This is a genomic window from Actinosynnema sp. NPDC002837 (assembly GCF_040295345.1).
Classification (GTDB): domain Bacteria; phylum Actinomycetota; class Actinomycetes; order Mycobacteriales; family Pseudonocardiaceae; genus Actinosynnema.
Map to the genome: position 1 here is coordinate 41,905 of NZ_JBEOVG010000058.1, position 15,206 is coordinate 57,110.

General features: G+C 71.1%; 13 protein-coding genes and 1 pseudogene. 3 read left to right on the top strand and 11 right to left on the bottom strand.

Translation table 11 applies throughout. The features are described from left to right. The first annotated feature begins 243 nt into the window (after positions 1–243). Entirely contained in the window at positions 244–1,473 is a 1,230-nt protein-coding gene (locus ABTZ99_RS30555) for an MFS transporter (protein WP_499616136.1), read from the top strand. 52 nt (positions 1,474–1,525) lie between these two features. On the opposite strand, the gene ABTZ99_RS30560 is transcribed toward ABTZ99_RS30555, so the two are convergent. Genes ABTZ99_RS30560 through ABTZ99_RS30570 form a run of 3 tightly spaced genes read right to left on the bottom strand, consistent with a single transcriptional unit; the run spans position 1,526 to position 4,435 of the window. Continuing rightward, positions 1,526–1,975: a hypothetical protein gene (locus ABTZ99_RS30560; RefSeq protein WP_499616139.1), complete on the bottom strand. Its 450-nt coding sequence runs from the start codon at positions 1,973–1,975 to the stop codon at positions 1,526–1,528. Then, a complete protein-coding gene (locus ABTZ99_RS30565; RefSeq protein WP_499616142.1) occupies positions 1,968–3,191 on the bottom strand; it encodes an MFS transporter in 1,224 nt (407 codons plus the stop codon). Before ABTZ99_RS30565 ends, ABTZ99_RS30560 begins: the two co-directional genes overlap by 8 nt. Beyond that, entirely contained in the window at positions 3,191–4,435 is a 1,245-nt protein-coding gene (locus tag ABTZ99_RS30570; protein ID WP_498772882.1) for an ATP-grasp domain-containing protein, read from the bottom strand. Before ABTZ99_RS30570 ends, ABTZ99_RS30565 begins: the two co-directional genes overlap by 1 nt. Positions 4,436–4,543: 108 nt before the next feature. Between ABTZ99_RS30570 and ABTZ99_RS30575 the strand changes: the two genes are divergently transcribed. Both ABTZ99_RS30575 and ABTZ99_RS30580 read left to right on the top strand, forming a co-directional pair. Continuing rightward, the gene (locus ABTZ99_RS30575; RefSeq protein ID WP_499616145.1) at positions 4,544–4,813 is read left to right on the top strand and encodes a helix-turn-helix domain-containing protein; all 270 of its coding nucleotides are present in this window, start codon (positions 4,544–4,546) and stop codon (positions 4,811–4,813) included. Between the two features lie 60 nt (positions 4,814–4,873). Continuing rightward, positions 4,874–5,689, top strand: a pseudogene (locus ABTZ99_RS30580) (RNA-guided endonuclease InsQ/TnpB family protein); the annotation flags it as partial. 101 nt (positions 5,690–5,790) lie between these two features. On the opposite strand, the gene ABTZ99_RS30585 reads toward ABTZ99_RS30580, so the two are convergent. The 8 genes from ABTZ99_RS30585 to ABTZ99_RS30620 form a co-directional block, all read right to left on the bottom strand. Further along, positions 5,791–7,107: a cation:proton antiporter gene (locus ABTZ99_RS30585; protein ID WP_498772886.1), complete on the bottom strand. Its 1,317-nt coding sequence runs from the start codon at positions 7,105–7,107 to the stop codon at positions 5,791–5,793. Positions 7,108–7,175: 68 nt separating this feature from the next. Then, positions 7,176–8,975: an ABC transporter substrate-binding protein gene (locus tag ABTZ99_RS30590; RefSeq protein WP_499616148.1), complete on the bottom strand. Its 1,800-nt coding sequence runs from the start codon at positions 8,973–8,975 to the stop codon at positions 7,176–7,178. Between the two features lie 22 nt (positions 8,976–8,997). Further along, entirely contained in the window at positions 8,998–9,345 is a 348-nt protein-coding gene (locus ABTZ99_RS30595; protein WP_499616150.1) for an avidin-fold protein, read from the bottom strand. Further along, the gene (ddaH, locus tag ABTZ99_RS30600; protein WP_498772892.1) at positions 9,342–10,172 is read right to left on the bottom strand and encodes a dimethylargininase; all 831 of its coding nucleotides are present in this window, start codon (positions 10,170–10,172) and stop codon (positions 9,342–9,344) included. Before ddaH ends, ABTZ99_RS30595 begins: the two co-directional genes overlap by 4 nt. Before the next feature lie 82 nt (positions 10,173–10,254). Then, positions 10,255–11,496, bottom strand: coding sequence for an ATP-grasp domain-containing protein (locus tag ABTZ99_RS30605; RefSeq protein WP_498772894.1), 1,242 nt, complete (start codon positions 11,494–11,496; stop codon positions 10,255–10,257). 180 nt (positions 11,497–11,676) lie between these two features. Further along, on the bottom strand, positions 11,677–13,308 hold the full coding sequence (locus ABTZ99_RS30610; protein ID WP_498772896.1) for a class I tRNA ligase family protein: 1,632 nt from the start codon (positions 13,306–13,308) through the stop codon (positions 11,677–11,679). Beyond that, on the bottom strand, positions 13,305–13,676 hold the full coding sequence (locus tag ABTZ99_RS30615; RefSeq protein WP_498772898.1) for a cupin domain-containing protein: 372 nt from the start codon (positions 13,674–13,676) through the stop codon (positions 13,305–13,307). The genes ABTZ99_RS30610 and ABTZ99_RS30615 overlap by 4 nt, the downstream gene beginning before the upstream one ends. Before the next feature lie 19 nt (positions 13,677–13,695). After that, positions 13,696–15,018: a lysine N(6)-hydroxylase/L-ornithine N(5)-oxygenase family protein gene (locus tag ABTZ99_RS30620; RefSeq protein WP_498773446.1), complete on the bottom strand. Its 1,323-nt coding sequence runs from the start codon at positions 15,016–15,018 to the stop codon at positions 13,696–13,698. Positions 15,019–15,206: the final 188 nt, after the last annotated feature.

The following is a 15,206-nucleotide window of genomic DNA, read 5'->3' on the forward strand; positions in this document are numbered from 1 at the left end:
CGTACGGCGACAGGATAGGTGAGGCGAATGCCTGCGAGCGGCCCAGCGGGAATGCTGCCGGTCGCCCGCATCGGGATTTCCTATGGGCGCGCGCCGCATACCCCGTCGAATGTCCTCCGGGATTGAGCTGTTCGGCTCAATCGGCGATAGCTGAAGCGGTGTTTTCGCAGGACAACGCGCATGGCAGCATGAACGGGCCCGGCGGGCGGCTACCGCGGGCGGATCTGGAGAACAATGAGCACCGTGCCGAAAGTCGCGTCCGGCATCACCGCTTTCGCGGTGTTCGCGACCACCGTCAGCTTCGTCATCTCCATGGCGGGCTCGTCGATGAAGTCCACCGTCCAGGTGCTGTTCCTGCCGATCGCGGACGACTTCGACGTCAGCCGCGGCACGCTCGCGGTCGGCACGACGCTGTTCGCCGTGGTGACGGCGCTCGCGTCGTCTGCAGTGGGCCACCTCGCCGACCGGATCGGCGCGGTGCCGGTGCTGGCGATCGGCGCGGGCATCACCGGTGTGGTGCTCGTGGTCTGCGCGCTGGCGACGGACATCTGGGTCTTCGTGCCGACCTACGGCATCCTCGGCGCGGTCGGCTGCACGATGCTGTCGTTCGTGCCGCTCGGCGTGCTGGCCGACCAGCTGTTCCAGGGCCGCAACGCCGGGTTCCTGTACGCGGTGCTGACCAACGGCGCGGCGGTCGGGTTCATGGTGCTGGTGCCGCTGTGGACGTTCCTGGGCACGGTCACGTCGTGGCAGCAGATCCTGCTGGGCGTCGGCGTGGTGTTCCTGGTCGTGATGCTGCCGCTGTCGCTGCTGCTGGTGCGCTACTCGAACCGCAACGCCGCGCCGTCCGCGCCCGCCGAGCACGGCTTCTGGGCCGGCATCCGGATGGCGTTGGCGGACAAGCGGGTGCGCGGCCTCATCCTGCCGTTCTTCGCCTGCGGCACGACGATGGCGTTCATCGACGTCCACCTGTTCCCGCACATGCACGACCACGGCGTCGCGCCGGTGACCAGCTCGCTGGCGTTCGTGCTGCTGGGCGGGCTGGAGATCGCCGGTTCGCTGGTGGCGGGCAGGTTGTGCGACAAGGGGTTGATCCGGGCCACGCTGATCGGCGGGTACGCGCTGCGCGCCGCGTCGATGACGATCGCGCCGTTCTTCGCCGCCGAGTTCACCGTGCTGGTGTTCGGCGCGCTGTTCGGCGCCAGCTACCTCGTCACGGTCGTCGCCACCACGATGTGGATCGCGAAGATCCTGCCGCGCGGGCGCAAGGGCACCGCGATCGGCGTGCTGTGGGCGCTGCACATGGTCGCCGTCGCGGTCGGCAGCCAGCTCGGCGCGGTCCTGGCCGACGCCGCGGGCAGCTACCTGCCGGTGATCCTGGCCAGCGTCGCGCTCACCCTCGGCGCCGTCGTCCTGGTGGCGCTGCAACCCGACCCGGACGCCGTCGACGCCGACGCGCCCGTCGCGGCCTGACCACGCGGTGAAGCCCCCGTCCTCGATCCGGGACGGGGGCTGCCGCACGGGGTCAGGCCCGGCGCGTGATGTCCATGTACCAGTTGGTCTCCCACGTCCGCCCGCCGTCGGCCGACATGGCCTGCTCCCACCGCGCCGAGTCGCCGGTGACGCGGTGCCAGAGGAAGCGGATGCGCACGGGGACGCCGTCCTGCACCTCGTCGCCGTGGAAGGTGCCGACGCCGTCGGCGAAGGAGCCGAACAGCGGCGGGAAGAACACGCCCGAGTCGCTGCTCGCCCAGTTCAGCGACCAGCGACCGGTGGCGGGGTCGAACAGCCGCACGGTCAGGCCGGACGTCCCGTCGGGGAACGTGATCTCGTCCACGTTCCCCGCGCCGCCGAAGATCGGGCGCACGTCCGAGGAGGAGGCGAACTCCTCCCAGTCGTCGCTGCCCACCAGCCGCCGCCGCAGCCTGCGGTTGTGGATCGACCAGCGGCCGATGAGGAAGTCGAAGTCACCCACCGTCCGGCCCTCCCGCCCGGTTGCGGATGGCCGCGTACACGGCGACCGCGGCGCCCAGTTCCACCGCCGCCAGCACGGGCCACGCGCCGTGGCCCAGCTGGAGGAACAGGAACCCGCCGACGATCGGGCCCGCTGCGGCGCCGAGGCCGTAGACGAACTGGAAGCTGCCGATGTAGCGGCCCTTGAGGTGCGCGGGGCCGGCCATGCCGGGGTAGGCGAACAGCATGGGGCCGCCGATGATCTCACCCAGCGTCCACACCAGCGTGCCCGCCACGATCACCGCCGGGCCCAGCGGCAGCGCGTACAGCGCGAAGCCGACGCCGATCACCACGAACGCGACCGCGACGACCAGGTTGGCCCGCATGTGCTGCGTCTTCTTGGTCACCACCAGTTCGAGCAGGATGACCGCGCCGCCGTTCACCGCGACCGCGAGCGTGTACCAGAAGATCGGCACCCCGGACGCCTGCACGTCCAGCGGCAACGTCGACAGGTACTGCACGTAGACCACCGCGTGGAAGAACGTCGCCACCAGGTACACCAGGAAGCGCCGGTCGCGCAGCACGTCGACGTAGCTGCCCGCGGGCGCGGGCTCCTCGCCCGCCGCCTGCCTCGCCCCGGTCCTGGCGGGCAGCACGCGGTAGGCGACCAGCGCGTACGCCGCCGCGACCGCGGCCTCGCCCCAGAACAGCAGGCCGTAGTCGTCACCGCCGAGCTGGTAGAGGCCGAAGCCGATCAGCGGCGCGGCCGTGGTGCCCAGGTTCAGGCCGAACCGGTACATGGCGAACACCATGACCTGCCGGTCGTCGGGCGTGAGCTCGGAGAGCAGGGTGGCCGACGCGGGCCGGTAGACCTGGGAGACCGCGCCGAGCACGGCCACCGCGCCGACGAGCAGCGCGTAGTCCGGCAGGTAGAGCAGCGCGGCGGTGAGCACCGCCGCGCCACCCATGCTGAGCACGGTGGAGTTGCGCGCGCCGAGCCGGTCGGCCAGCGCGCCGCCGACCAGGACGCCGATGACGTTGCCGACGCCGTAGACGCCCAACGCCGTCGCCGCCTGGCCGGCCGAGAAGCCCCGTGCGGTCAGGAACAGCACCAGGAAGATGTTGAGGAAACCACCGACCTTGTTCACGAACACGCCGGCCAGCACGGCCTTCACGGCCGCGGGCGATTCGACGAACGTCCGCCAGATGCCCTGGTCGGTGTTCTTCGCGGTCGTCATCAGGCGCTCGTCACGTCCAGCGCGGCTTCGGCCGCGTCGAGCCGGGCGGCGACCTCGTCGCGCGAGGCGCCGGTGGCGATGGCGAACGCGATGCGGCCCCAGACCGTGCCCTTGGGCGGCGGTGAGACGACCGCCCCCGGCTGCGCGACCGTGACGACGCGGTCGATGCCCTCGGGCAGCTTGGCGGAGTCGAACGCCAGCGAGCCGAGCGTGGTGTCCTCCTCCGCGACGTAGAAGAACCGGATGCCCGCCACGCGGTCGTGCGCGTGCTCGACGTCCACCGCGCCGCCGGTGGCCGCGCCCGCCGCGACCAGACCCGGGTCGACGCCCGTGGCGAGCAGGCCGAGGTAGGGGATCATGTCGCCGCCGAGGCGGCCGTTGACCTCGATGACCTTGGGACCTTCGGCGGTCAGCATGTACTCGGCGTGCGTGATGCCGTCGGTGAAGCCCAGCGCCTTGTGCGTCCGCTGGGCCACGTCGAGCAGCACGTCGTCGGTCAGCAGCGGGTCGGAGGCGTCCACGAAGTGGCCGACCTCCTCGGCGTACGGGTGGTAGCCGACGACCTTGCGGCCGACGAACAGCGGCGTGACGACACCGTCGCGCACCACCGAGTCGACGCTGATCTCCTCGCCCGACACGAACTCCTCGACCAGGATCGGCTGGTCGGTGTCGAACACCACCGGCTCCGGTCCGCGCGCCGCCTCGGTGAACGCGAAGTTCGCGCGCACCTCGTCCTCGTCGTGGACCTTGATCACGCCCAGGCTCGCGCCGAGGCCGCGCGGCTTGAGGATCGCCGGGTACCCGACCTCGGCCGCCGCCGCCACCGCCTCGTCCACGGTCTTGACCGGGATCGACCGGGGCTGCGGCACGCCCGACGCCTTCAGCGCCGCCCGTGTGCCGCCCTTGTCGCGCAGGCGCCAGATCACGTCCGGGTCGCCGTTGCGCAGCCCTAAGGCGCGCGCGACGAACGCGGTGGCGTGGATGCGCACCTCGTCCCAGCACAGCACACCGGAGAACGGCGTCCCGGCGTGGATCTCCGCCGCTGCCGCCGCCATGGCCGGCCCGTCGGTGGTGGAGGGCAGCACGGTCCAGCCGGACACGTACTCCTTCTCCCAGTCGGGTTCGGCGGTCAGGAACAGGTGCACCCGGTACTCCGCGCTGATCGAGCGCAGCAGGTACTCGCGGTACAACCGCATGCCGGTCGCGACCACGAGCAGGAGGGGCCGCTGGTCGGTCTTGCTCATCTGTGCTCCTGTCGGTGGGAACCCCCGCCTTCAGGCGGGGAAGGAATCGATGCCCCGGTCACGACGGGCGTCGAGGGCTTTACCTATTCAGGTAGTAGTATGTGAGGCGTGAGGCGGTCGGTGGTGAAGCGGGCGTACCGGTACCGCTTCGCGCCCACCCCTGCTCAGGAGACGGAGCTGCGTCGGACGTTCGGGTGTGTCCGCCTGGTCTACAACCGGGCGTTGGAGGCCCGGAACTCTGCCTGGTACACCGAACAGCGGCGCGTGAACTACGCGCAGACCTCCGCGCTGCTCACGGAGTGGAAGCAGACCGACGAGCTGGCGTTCCTCAACGAGGTCTCCTCGGTCCCGTTGCAGCAGGGCCTGCGGCACCTCTAGTCTGCGTTCGCCGCGTTCTTTGACAAGCGGTCCCGCTACCCGCGGTTCAAGTCCCGCAAGCGCGGCCGAGCGTCCGCCGAGTACACGAAGTCCGCATTCCGGTGGCGCGACGGCCGGCTCACGCTGGCGAAGATGGCAGAGCCGTTGGCCATCGTGTGGTCGCGGCCCCTGCCGGAGGGAGCGGAGCCGTCCACGGTGACGGTGTCGCTGGACCCGTCCGGCCGCTGGCACGTGTCGATCCTGGTGGAGACCACGATCGGGCACCTGCCGCCCGCGCGGGAGTGGGTCGGAATCGACGCCGGGCTCACGAGCCTGTTGACCCTCTCGACCGGGGAGAAGATCGCCAACCCCCGGCACGAGCGCCGTGACCGGGACCGCCTGGCCCGCGCCCAGCGGGTGCTGGCGCGCAAGGAGAAGGGCAGCAACAACCAGGCCAAGGCCCGGCTGCGGGTCGCACGGGTCCACGCCCGCATCGGCGACCGCCGTCGGGACCTGCTGCACAAGCTGTCGACCCGACTCGTCCGCGAGAACCAAGTGGTCGTGATCGAGGATCTGGCCGTCCGCAACATGGTCCGCAACCGGAAGCTGGCCCGCGCCATCTCCGACGCGGCCTGGACCACGTTCCGGGAGATGCTGGAGTACAAGGCGGAGTGGTACGGCCGCGAGCTGGTCGTGGTCGACCGCTGGTTCCCCAGCACGAAGACCTGCTCGCACTGCGGGCACCTCCTGGACCGGTTGACGCTGAACGTCCGGGCCTGGACCTGCCCCGGCTGTGGCACCACGCACGACCGCGACGTCAACGCGTCGCGCAACATCCTGGCCGCCGGACGGGCGGCCACTGCCTGTGGAGCCGGAGTCAGACCGACCCGACGCTAGTCGACGAGGCATCCGGCGCAACCTCCCCTCGGGGAACGGAAACAGGAACCGTCGGGCGTGAGCCCGACGGGGAAACCCCTCCCTTCAGGGAGGGGAGGACGTCAACGGGGCTCCACTTTCGATAGGACGTGCACACCGCCGAACGCCTTCTCGCGCCGGCGTTCCTCGTCGGTCACGGCGATCCGCCGTGCCGCGTACCGCAACGTCGGCGGCGCCATCAGCGACGTCACGACCGACACCAGCACCACGACCGTGTAAGCCTCGGTCGACAGCACCTCCAGCCGCAGGCCGACCAGCGCCACGATCACGCCGATGACACCGCGCGCGTTGAGCCCCGCGCCGAGCGCGAGACCTTCCCAGTGGCCGAGCCCGGCCAGCCGCGCGCCCGCGTAGGCGCCGGTGAACTTGCCGACCACGGCCAGCAGCAGCACGGCCAGCGCCGTGCCGAGCACGGCGGGGTGGCGCAGGGCCGTGAGATCCATCCGCAGCCCCGCCGTCGCGAAGAACAGCGGCGCCAGGACGCCCATCACGAACGTGCGCAGCACCGCCAGCGGCTCACGGGCGACACCGCCGACCGACGAGATGACCAGGCCGCACACGAACGCCCCCAGCACCGGCTCCAAGTCCAAGGCGTGCGTGCCGGCGGCGGACGCTATCACCAGCAGCACGACCACGGCCACGGTCACCCCCGGGTCGCCGGAGCGCTCGGCGAGCCGCAGCGAGCCGCGCGCCACCGGCCGCACCACCGCCAGGGCCAGCACGAGCACCAGCGCCAGCGCGCCCAGCGACCACGCCACGTGCCCGGCGGTCAGCCCGGAGGCGGCCATCCCGGACACCACGGCCAGCAGCGACCAGCCGACCACGTCGTCCACGGCGGCGGCCGTGACGGTGAGCTGCCCGATGTCGCGGTGCAGCAGGTTCATCTCCAGCAGCACCTTGGCGATCACCGGGATGGCGCTCACGCACACCGCCACCCCGAGGAACAGCGCGAAGACCGGCCGGTCCGCCGCCGGGCCGAGCATGGCGGCGGGCAGCAGGAACCCGGCGCCGACGCCGAGCCCCAGCGGTATGAGCAGGCCTCCCGCGCCGACCCAGGTGGCGGCCCGGCGCTGTCGGCGTGCCAGGCCGAGGTCGAGGTGCATGCCGGTGAACCCCACCAGCAGCAGCACGCCGATCTGGCCGACGGCGTCGAGCAGGTGCAGCTGGGCCGGCACGTCGAACACCGGGGCGAACGCGCCCAGCAGCGACGGCCCGAGCACGACGCCGGAGGCCAGTTCGCCGACGACGGCGGGCATCCCGAACCGGACGGCGAGCCGCCCGAGCAAGATCGCCGCGCCCAGCAGCACGGCGACCTGGAGCAGGAACATGAGCAGCGGATGCGCGCCGAGCGTGCTCGGCGGCGCGGCGGACAGGACCACGGGCGGGACCCCCTGTTGAGCGGTGGAGAAGAGGCACGGGGCCCGGTGCGGACCCCGTGCCTCGGGGATCAGTCGCGGTAGTACCAGTTCTCCGGGTTGATCATCCCGTACGGGTTGATCGGCCCGAAGCCGCCGAGGGTGTTGGCGACCTCGAACAGCCGGATGGGGAAGTTCGGTGTGAAGATCACCGGCACCTCGTTGGCGATGTAGTCCTGGTACTCGTAGAGCACGTCCAGGTCGTCGCTGGTGACGGTGCGCTCGATCAGCGCGTCGGCCTTCGGGTCGGTGTAGAAGCCGAAGTTGCCGCCCGCCTTGGTGGAGAACAGGATCTCGCCGGTCGGGTGGTGGTAGGCCCAGCCGCCGTTCCAGCAGCACATCTCCCACGTGCACGGCGTCGTGGCGGTCGGCTCGCACGGCGCGTCCTCGGCCACGAGGATCGACCCGTACACCTCCTCGAGCCGCAGCTCGATGCCCGCCTCGGCGGCGGCGTCGCGGAAGTTCTCCATCACCCGGGTCAGGGCCGGGCGGCCCTCCACGTAGCGCAGCAGGATCGACAGCTTCGTGCCCGCGGGGATCCCCGCGCCCGCCTCGCCCGGACCCGTGCCCGGCCGCACGCACACCGCGGGCGTGACGCTGGTGTCCCAGCCGTTCGCCTCCAGCAGCGCCTTGGCCTTCCCGGGGGAGAACGGCAGCGGCCACGCGCCCTCGCGCTGGCGCGGCGAGACGTAGTCGGTCTTCGGGTACATCGGCACCGGGCCGTTCTGCCGGTACGCGTAGCCCTGGTAGATGTCGCGCACCGCGGTGTCCTGGTCCAGGCAGGTCTGCAACGCCTGGCGCAGGTAGGTCTGGGCGAAAATCTTGCCGACGACGGTGGGGTTGTTGAAGTTCAGCGAGATGTACCGGATGCAGAACGCCGACTGCGGGAACATCGTGTACTCGGTCAACGGGTTCGGCCCGCCGACCACCGGGTCGACCGCGGGCTCCGTGGCGAAGCTCAGCGGCAGGTAGCCGACCTGGATGCCGTTCTCGGCGTCCGGGCCCGCCTTCAGCATCTCGTACTGCTCCTCGTCGGAGAACGTGGGCACCTGGCGGAACTCGTCCAGGTACGGCTTGTTCGGTCCCGAGTAGTGCTCGTTGGGCACGAACGTGACCACGCCCTCCAGCGTGTAGCTCTTGAGCCGCCACGGGCCGCTCACGATGCTCCAGATGGGGCTGTCGGCCCACTTGGTGCGGTGGGCGTTGCCCTCGTCGACGATGTTGCCCTGCTGCGCCATCAGATACTCGTAGACCGCCTCGACGTCGGCGAGGTCGCCGGAGGCGTTCGCCGGGCCCGCCTCGGTGCGGTCCCACGCCTTGGGCAGCGGCGTGATCGTGCTGAGCTGGTTGTAGAGCACCCAGTGCTTGGAGTAGGCCTTGTCGAAGGTGAAGAACACCTCGTCGTCGGCGACCTTGCCGTAGTCGGTCAGGTTGTCCGGGAAGTAGCCCGGCACGTACTCGCCGTACCGGGAGCCCTTGACCTTCATCAGGTTCACCCAGAACAGCACGTTCTCGGCGGACAGCGTCTCGCCGTTGGACCACTTCCACGGCTTGACCTTGACCCGCACGGTCAGGCCGTCCTCGCTCCACACCGGCTCCTCGCCGATGCTCTGCGCGTAGTCCACGTTCGGCGTGCCGTCGCTGCCGAAGTAGTACAGCGTCCGGTACATCAGCGCCTGGAACTCCAGGATGTTGCGGGTGCCCATGCGCTCGGCCGGCGTGAACGGGAAGATCACGGCGGGCGGGAAGCCCGGCGCGCACGCCCACGTCACGACGCCGCCCTTGCGCGGCGTGCCCTCCGGGCGGGCGGTGATGGTGCTCGCGGAAGTCATGGCTGCTCGTCGGCCTCTCGGGTCAGTTCGCGGTCTGGGCGGGGATTTCCTCGATGGTCGAGACGCCGGACGCGGCGTGCTCGCCGAAGCGCTCCCACACCTCGTCGAGGCGGATGCGACCGTCGTCGAGCACCTGCGGCGTGCTGCGGCAGTGCCCGGAGATGACCTGGCCGTCGTCGAGCACCATGCAGTAGGCGAAGTCCAGCGCACCGTCGGGCTTCGCGGTGCCGGTCAGCGCGCCGCGGCGGGCCTTGCCGCCGAGGAACTCGCCCCAGAGCAGGTCGCCGTCCTGGTGGTACACGGCGACCCGGCTCTCCTCGGGGCCGCCACCGGTGACCGGGTGGAACCTCTTGCCGTCGTAGTTGATCATCGAGCTGGCTCCCCACGCAGTTCGAGCGTGCAGCACTTCGCGCTGCCGCCGGATTTGAGAAGTTCGGACAGGTCGACACCAATGGGCGTGAAGCCCCGGTCGGCGAGCTGGTCGGCCAGGTGCGTGGCCTCCTGCGCCAGCAGGACGTGCTTGCCGTCGCTGACGGCGTTGAGGCCGAACACCTCGGCGTCGTGGTCGCCGGCGATCACGGCGTTCGGGTACAGGGAGCGCAGCACGCCCCTGCTCCACGTCGAGAACGCCTCGGGGTAGTACATGATCAGGTCGTCGTCCAGCACCGCCAGCGCGGTGTCCAGGTGGTAGAACCGCGGGTCGACCAGGTCGAGCGTGACGACCTCGCGCCGGAAGAACCGGGCCGCCTCCACGTGCGAGCGCTGGTCGGTGCGAAAGCCCGTGCCGGCCAGGATCCGGTCGCCCACCAGCAGGTAGTCGCCCTCGCCCTCGTTCACCCAGAACGCCTCGTGCGTGCGGAAGCCGTGCTCGCGGAACCACTCCAGGTACGCCGGGCCCTCCGCCTCGCGCTGCCGGAACCGGAACCGCGCCGACAGGACCCGGCCGTCCACCACGGTCGCGCCGTTCGCGGCGAACACCATGTCCGGCAGCCCGGGCTCGGGCTCGATCAGCTCGACGTCGTGGCCGAGGTCGAGGTACAGCGACCGCAGCCGGCTCCACTGGAGCAGGGCGATGGACGCGTCGGTCGGCTTCTCGGGGTTCATCCACGGGTTGATGGAGTAGGAGACGTCGAAGTGCTCCGGCGGGCACATCAGGTACCTGCGGCGGCGCGCGGTGCGTTGCTCGGGCTCGGACACGGCGGTGGAGTCCTCTCTGGCCGGTGGCGCCACCGGTCCGCCACATGTGACGCGGAGGGCCGGCGACGCCTGCGGTGTGGCGCTACTGGAAATCGACCTCGATCTTGGCTGCGTAGTCGTTCATCAGGGCGAAGGCGTCGGCCTCGGACGTGCCGGTGGCACCGAGGAAGCCGATGATCGTGTTGCCGTCCGGCGGGCGCTTGACCACGTCGCCGGGTCGTGCGGTGATCTTGAGCAGGAACACGCGGTCCGAAGTGGACACCTCTTCGGGCACGCGCACCTCCCGCACCACCCCGGCGTCGGAGATCAGGCACATCGCGGCGATGTGCGTGCCGGTGGGCCGGAAGTGGCGGACGTTCGGCCGCCGTCCCGCGCCGATGTCCACGACGGCCGCGATCGGGTCGTGCTCGGCGGTGATGCGGGCGATCATGTCCAGCCCGCCGCCGCCGACCCGGGCCGCGATCTCCAGCAGGTACGGCTTGCCCTGGTGGAAGCGGACCTCGGCGTGCATCACGCTGTTGGTGAGGCCCTGCGCCAGCGCGCCCGCGGTGACGACCTCGTGCACGGCCTTCAGGTCGTCCGGGCTCATCGACGTCGGCGCGTGGTGCACGTCGTCGTCGAACGTGCCGCCCTCGGCGGTGATGCGGTCCACCACCGACCCGAGGTACACCTCGCCGTCCCACGCGACGGCCTCCATCAGGTACTCCTTGCCGTCCAGGAAGGACTCGACGAGCAGCCCGTTGGGGCCCAGGTCGATCCCGTCCGCCTCGGAGTTGGCCCAGAAGAGGTCCTGGATGCCCTGCGCGGCCTGCTCGTAGTGCTCGGTCAGCTCGGCGTCGTCGTCGCAGCGGAACACGAAGTGGCTGCCCGCGCCCAGCGTCGGCTTGACGATCACGGGGTAGCCGAACTCGTCCGCCGCCGCCTTCGCCTCGGCCAGCGAGGTGACGAACCGGAAGCCGGGGATCGGCGCGCCGGCCTTCTCGTGCGCCTGCCGCATCAGGTACTTGTTGCGGCTGTTCAGCGCCGCCTCGACGCCGATGCCGGGCAGCCCGAGGGCCTCGGCGATCGCCGCGACCGCCACCACGGCCGCCTCGGAGAACGTGATCACGCCGTCGAACGACTCGGTGGCGTGCCACTGCTTGGCGGTGGCGATCATCTCGTCGATGTTCTTCGACCCCACCAGGCGGTAGCGGTCGGCGGGCCAGAAGTCCTCGGTGCCCTCGCCGTTGAGCACGTACAGGTCCACGCCCAGGTCCTGCACCTGCCGGTAGCGCGAGTGGTAGTACTCGAGGTACTGGCGGGTCTCGATGGTCAGCAGCTTCACGGTGGGTCGCCTCCTAGTGCCGCGGCCGGCGGCCTTCGCCCCGGATTCCGACGGTCGGACGGGTGGATCGCGGTGCCGGCCCCGCGTTCCTCATCCTGGTTGGCTGTGGGTGTGGGGCCGGTGCCGTGAGGCGCCCCGCCGAGCGCCCTGAAGGCGCGGCGAAGGTCGCCGGTCACGGCACTAGCTCACGCCGTCGAGGGCCGCGTGCTGCTCGGCCCGCGCGTGCGTGCCGGGCAGCGACGGGAACCGGAACGGCCGGATCTCGGCCGGCATGTCGTCGCTGATGGCCAGGTCGACGCCCTGCGCGGACACGTCGGCCGCCACGTCGACCAGGATCGGCGCGGCGCACGCGAGCAGCGTGCGCGCTTCCAGCAGCAGGTCGCCGGGCTGCGTCGGCGCCTTGCCGTTGCGGCGGTGGTCCACCGCGTCGGCCAGCGACCGCAGCCGCCCGAGCTGCGTCACGATCGTCTCCGCGGCGCGGCCCATGCTGAACCCGGGCAGGTCGTAGCACAGCCGGAACCGCTTGAGCACGGTCGCCGCGCGCCAGCGCCCGGCCTCGGTGGTGGGCAGCGGACGGGTGCCGTCCACGCCCACCATGGCCAGCGCGATGGCCTCGGCCAGCTCGTTCCACGGCGTGATCAGCCGGCGCGTGGTCGTCGAGTGCAGCGCGTCGCGGGTGAAGTTCGCCCGCTGGAACTCCGGACCGGTCAGCGCCAGGTAGAACCGCACCAGGTCGCGCGGCACCTCCGCCAGCAGGTCCGCGCTCCAGATCAGGTGGTTGCGGCTGGTGGAGAACTTCTCGCCGTCCAGGTCGTAGAACTCGTTGCAGACGTTGGACTCCGGCGTCGTGTACTTGTCGCCGTGCGCGAGCAGCATCACCAGGTCGACCAGGCCCCAGTGGTAGACGTTGTCGAAGCCGTGGAAGTACACGAGCTCCGCGTCGTGGCCCGCGCGCCAGAGCTCGTCGACCCCCGCGGTGGGACGGCCCAGCTGCGTCGCCGTCCACCACGTGGCGTACATCGAGGCGGGCATCGCCTCGACCCACGGGTAGACGATCTGGCCCGGTGTCTCCGGGAACGGCGCGGCGATGCCCCACGTGCCGGGGATCGTCACCGGGATGTCCGGCAGCGGCTTGGACAGCAGCTCGCCGATCAGCTGCCGGGCGTGCGGCCGCCAGCGGGGCGTGCGCGCCGCGTAGTAGGACGTGAGCCGCTCGCGGTAGTCCTCCATCGGCAGCACGAGGATCTCGCACTCCCGGTACACCACGGTGTCGCTCGGGTCGATGGTGTACTTCGGGTCGAGCAGCTCGTCGAAGTTGTTCGGGTGGCCGCAGTTCTCGCACGCGCCGCCGCAGCTGCCGGCCAGGCACGACGGACAGGTGCCGGTGACGAGGCCGTCGTAGAGGAACGCGCCCGCGTTGCGCGCGTAGGGCAGCTGCACCTTGCGGAGGTGGAACCGGCCGGCGGCGTGCAGCTCCTTGAGGAAGTCCAGCACCGTGGCGCGGTACCGGTCGTCGATCGGCGGCAGGCCGGGCATCAGCGTGCCCATCGCGTCCAGCGACCGCTCGATCTTCGCCATCGACGTGCGCACCAGCTCGTCGGGCGCCAGGCCGCGGCGGTGCGCGGTGGACACCACGTAGCTCTGGCTGTCGTCGGTGCACGTCGTGTAGAGCACCTGTCGACCGGTGGCGCGCAGGTAGCGCGCGTACACGTCGCCGCCCAGGTACGGGCCCGACATGTGACCGACGTGCAGGTCGCCGTTCGACGTGGGCGTCGCGGCGACGACGATCGCCGGTCGGGAACGGGTCGTCACGAGGCGGCTCCCTCGTGGCGGGCGGCGAACTTCCCGGCCAGCTCGGCGTCCCACCAGATCGCGTAGAACTGGAAGTCCTCCGCGCCCTTGTTGACGACCTGGTGCTTCTCGTGCGGCGTGAAGTGCACGACGTCACCGGCCTTGAACGGCGTGGCGCCCGCTTGCGTGATGATCTCGGCCTCGCCGGTCATGGCGACCCAGATCTCGTACTCGTGGTGGCCGTGGGCGCCCGACTCGGCGCCGGGGCGCACGACGCACCAGGAGCCCTCGAACGGCGCGTTGACCAGGTCCCACGGCATCAGGCGCTGGGCGACCAGGCCGTTGTCGAGTTTCAGGTTGTCCCGGTCCAGGGGGCGGATTTCCATCATGGTGACGGCTCCTCTCGGGTCAGGCGGGTTGGGGTGCTTCGGCGAACAGCTCGGTGACGCGCTGCGGCACCACGGGCACGGTGTCCTCGCCGGTGTCGGCGAGGTCGGCGACGATCTCCGCGGCCCGGATCGCCAGGACGCTGATCAACGAGTCCGCGATGCCGTGCGTGGCCTCGTTCACGCCCTGCAGGTACACCCGGGCGGACACGGCCTCGGGCAGCTGGAGGCGGTAGTTGCGGGTGACGGTGAAGTCCTCCTGGCCGACCTCGGCGGCCATCGAGCGCACCAGGGTCGGCATCCGCTTGTCGAAGCCGGTGCCGAGCATCACCCGGTCGCAGCGCAGCTCGCTGCGCTCGCCCGTGCGGCGGTCCAGCAGCGTCAGCACGACCTCGTCGTCCACCAGCGCGGAGTCGACGACCTCGGCCATCGTCACCATCGACAGCCGCTGGGTGCCGGTCAGCTTCTCCAGGTACATCGTGTGGTAGAGGTTGTCCAGCATGGCCGGCGAGAGGCCCGCGTAGTTGGTGCGGTGCATCTCGCGCAGCAGCTGCGTCCGCGCGTCGGGCTGCGCCTCGTTGAACTTGTCCACGAACGACGGGTAGAACAGCTCGTTGGTGAACTTGCTGCTCTCGTAGCCGTTGAGGCCGATCGAGCGCATCACCATCGTCACCTTGGCGCGCGGGAAGGTCTCGTGCGCCGACCACAGCATCTCCGCCGCGCTCTGCGCGCCGCCGATCACGACGATGCGGTGCTCGCCCTGCGGGTCGAGCGCGCCGATCCGGGTCACGAACTCGGTGCTGTGCACCACGCGTTCCCTGGGCAGCGCCGCGAACTCCGTCGGCAGGTGCGGGTCGCGGCCGACGCCGATGACCAGCGTCGCGCACGACACCGTGCTGCCGTCGGCGAACCGCACCAGCCACCGGTCGACCGAACCGGTCTCGCCGTGCTGCGGCTCGACGGCGACCGCGCGCCGTCCGTGCTGGAGCCGGACCTTCGTCAACGACCGCGCCACCCACGCCAGGTAGCCCGAGATCTCCAGGCGGTAGGGCGTGAAGGTGCCGAGGTTGATGAACTCGTCGAGGCGGCCCGTCGAGTGCAGGTAGTTGACGAACGAGTACGGGCTGGTCGGGTTCCGCAGCGTCACCAGGTCCTTGAGGAAGGACACCTGGCTGCGCGACCAGGGCAGCAGCATCCCGCGCTGCCACACGATGTCGTCGTGCTGCTCCACGACGAGCGCGCGTGCGGCGAGGTCGGGGGACAGCTCCTCCAGCGCGACGGCGAGGGCCAGGTTCGCCGGGCCCGCTCCGATCGCGAGCAGTTCTACATCCTGGTGGTCCAACACAGTCTCCAAGCCTTGTCGGGTGGCGCCGCGGCGGCGGTGCCGGAGTGCGGGACGTGCGGACCGGGCGCGGGGGCGCGGCCCCGGCCCCCCCCCCGCGGGCGTCCTGCCCGCCCCCCCGCCGGGCGGGGGGGGGCGGGGGCGGGGGGCCCCCCCGCCCCCCCGGCCGCCCCCGGCCGGGCGGCGGGGGA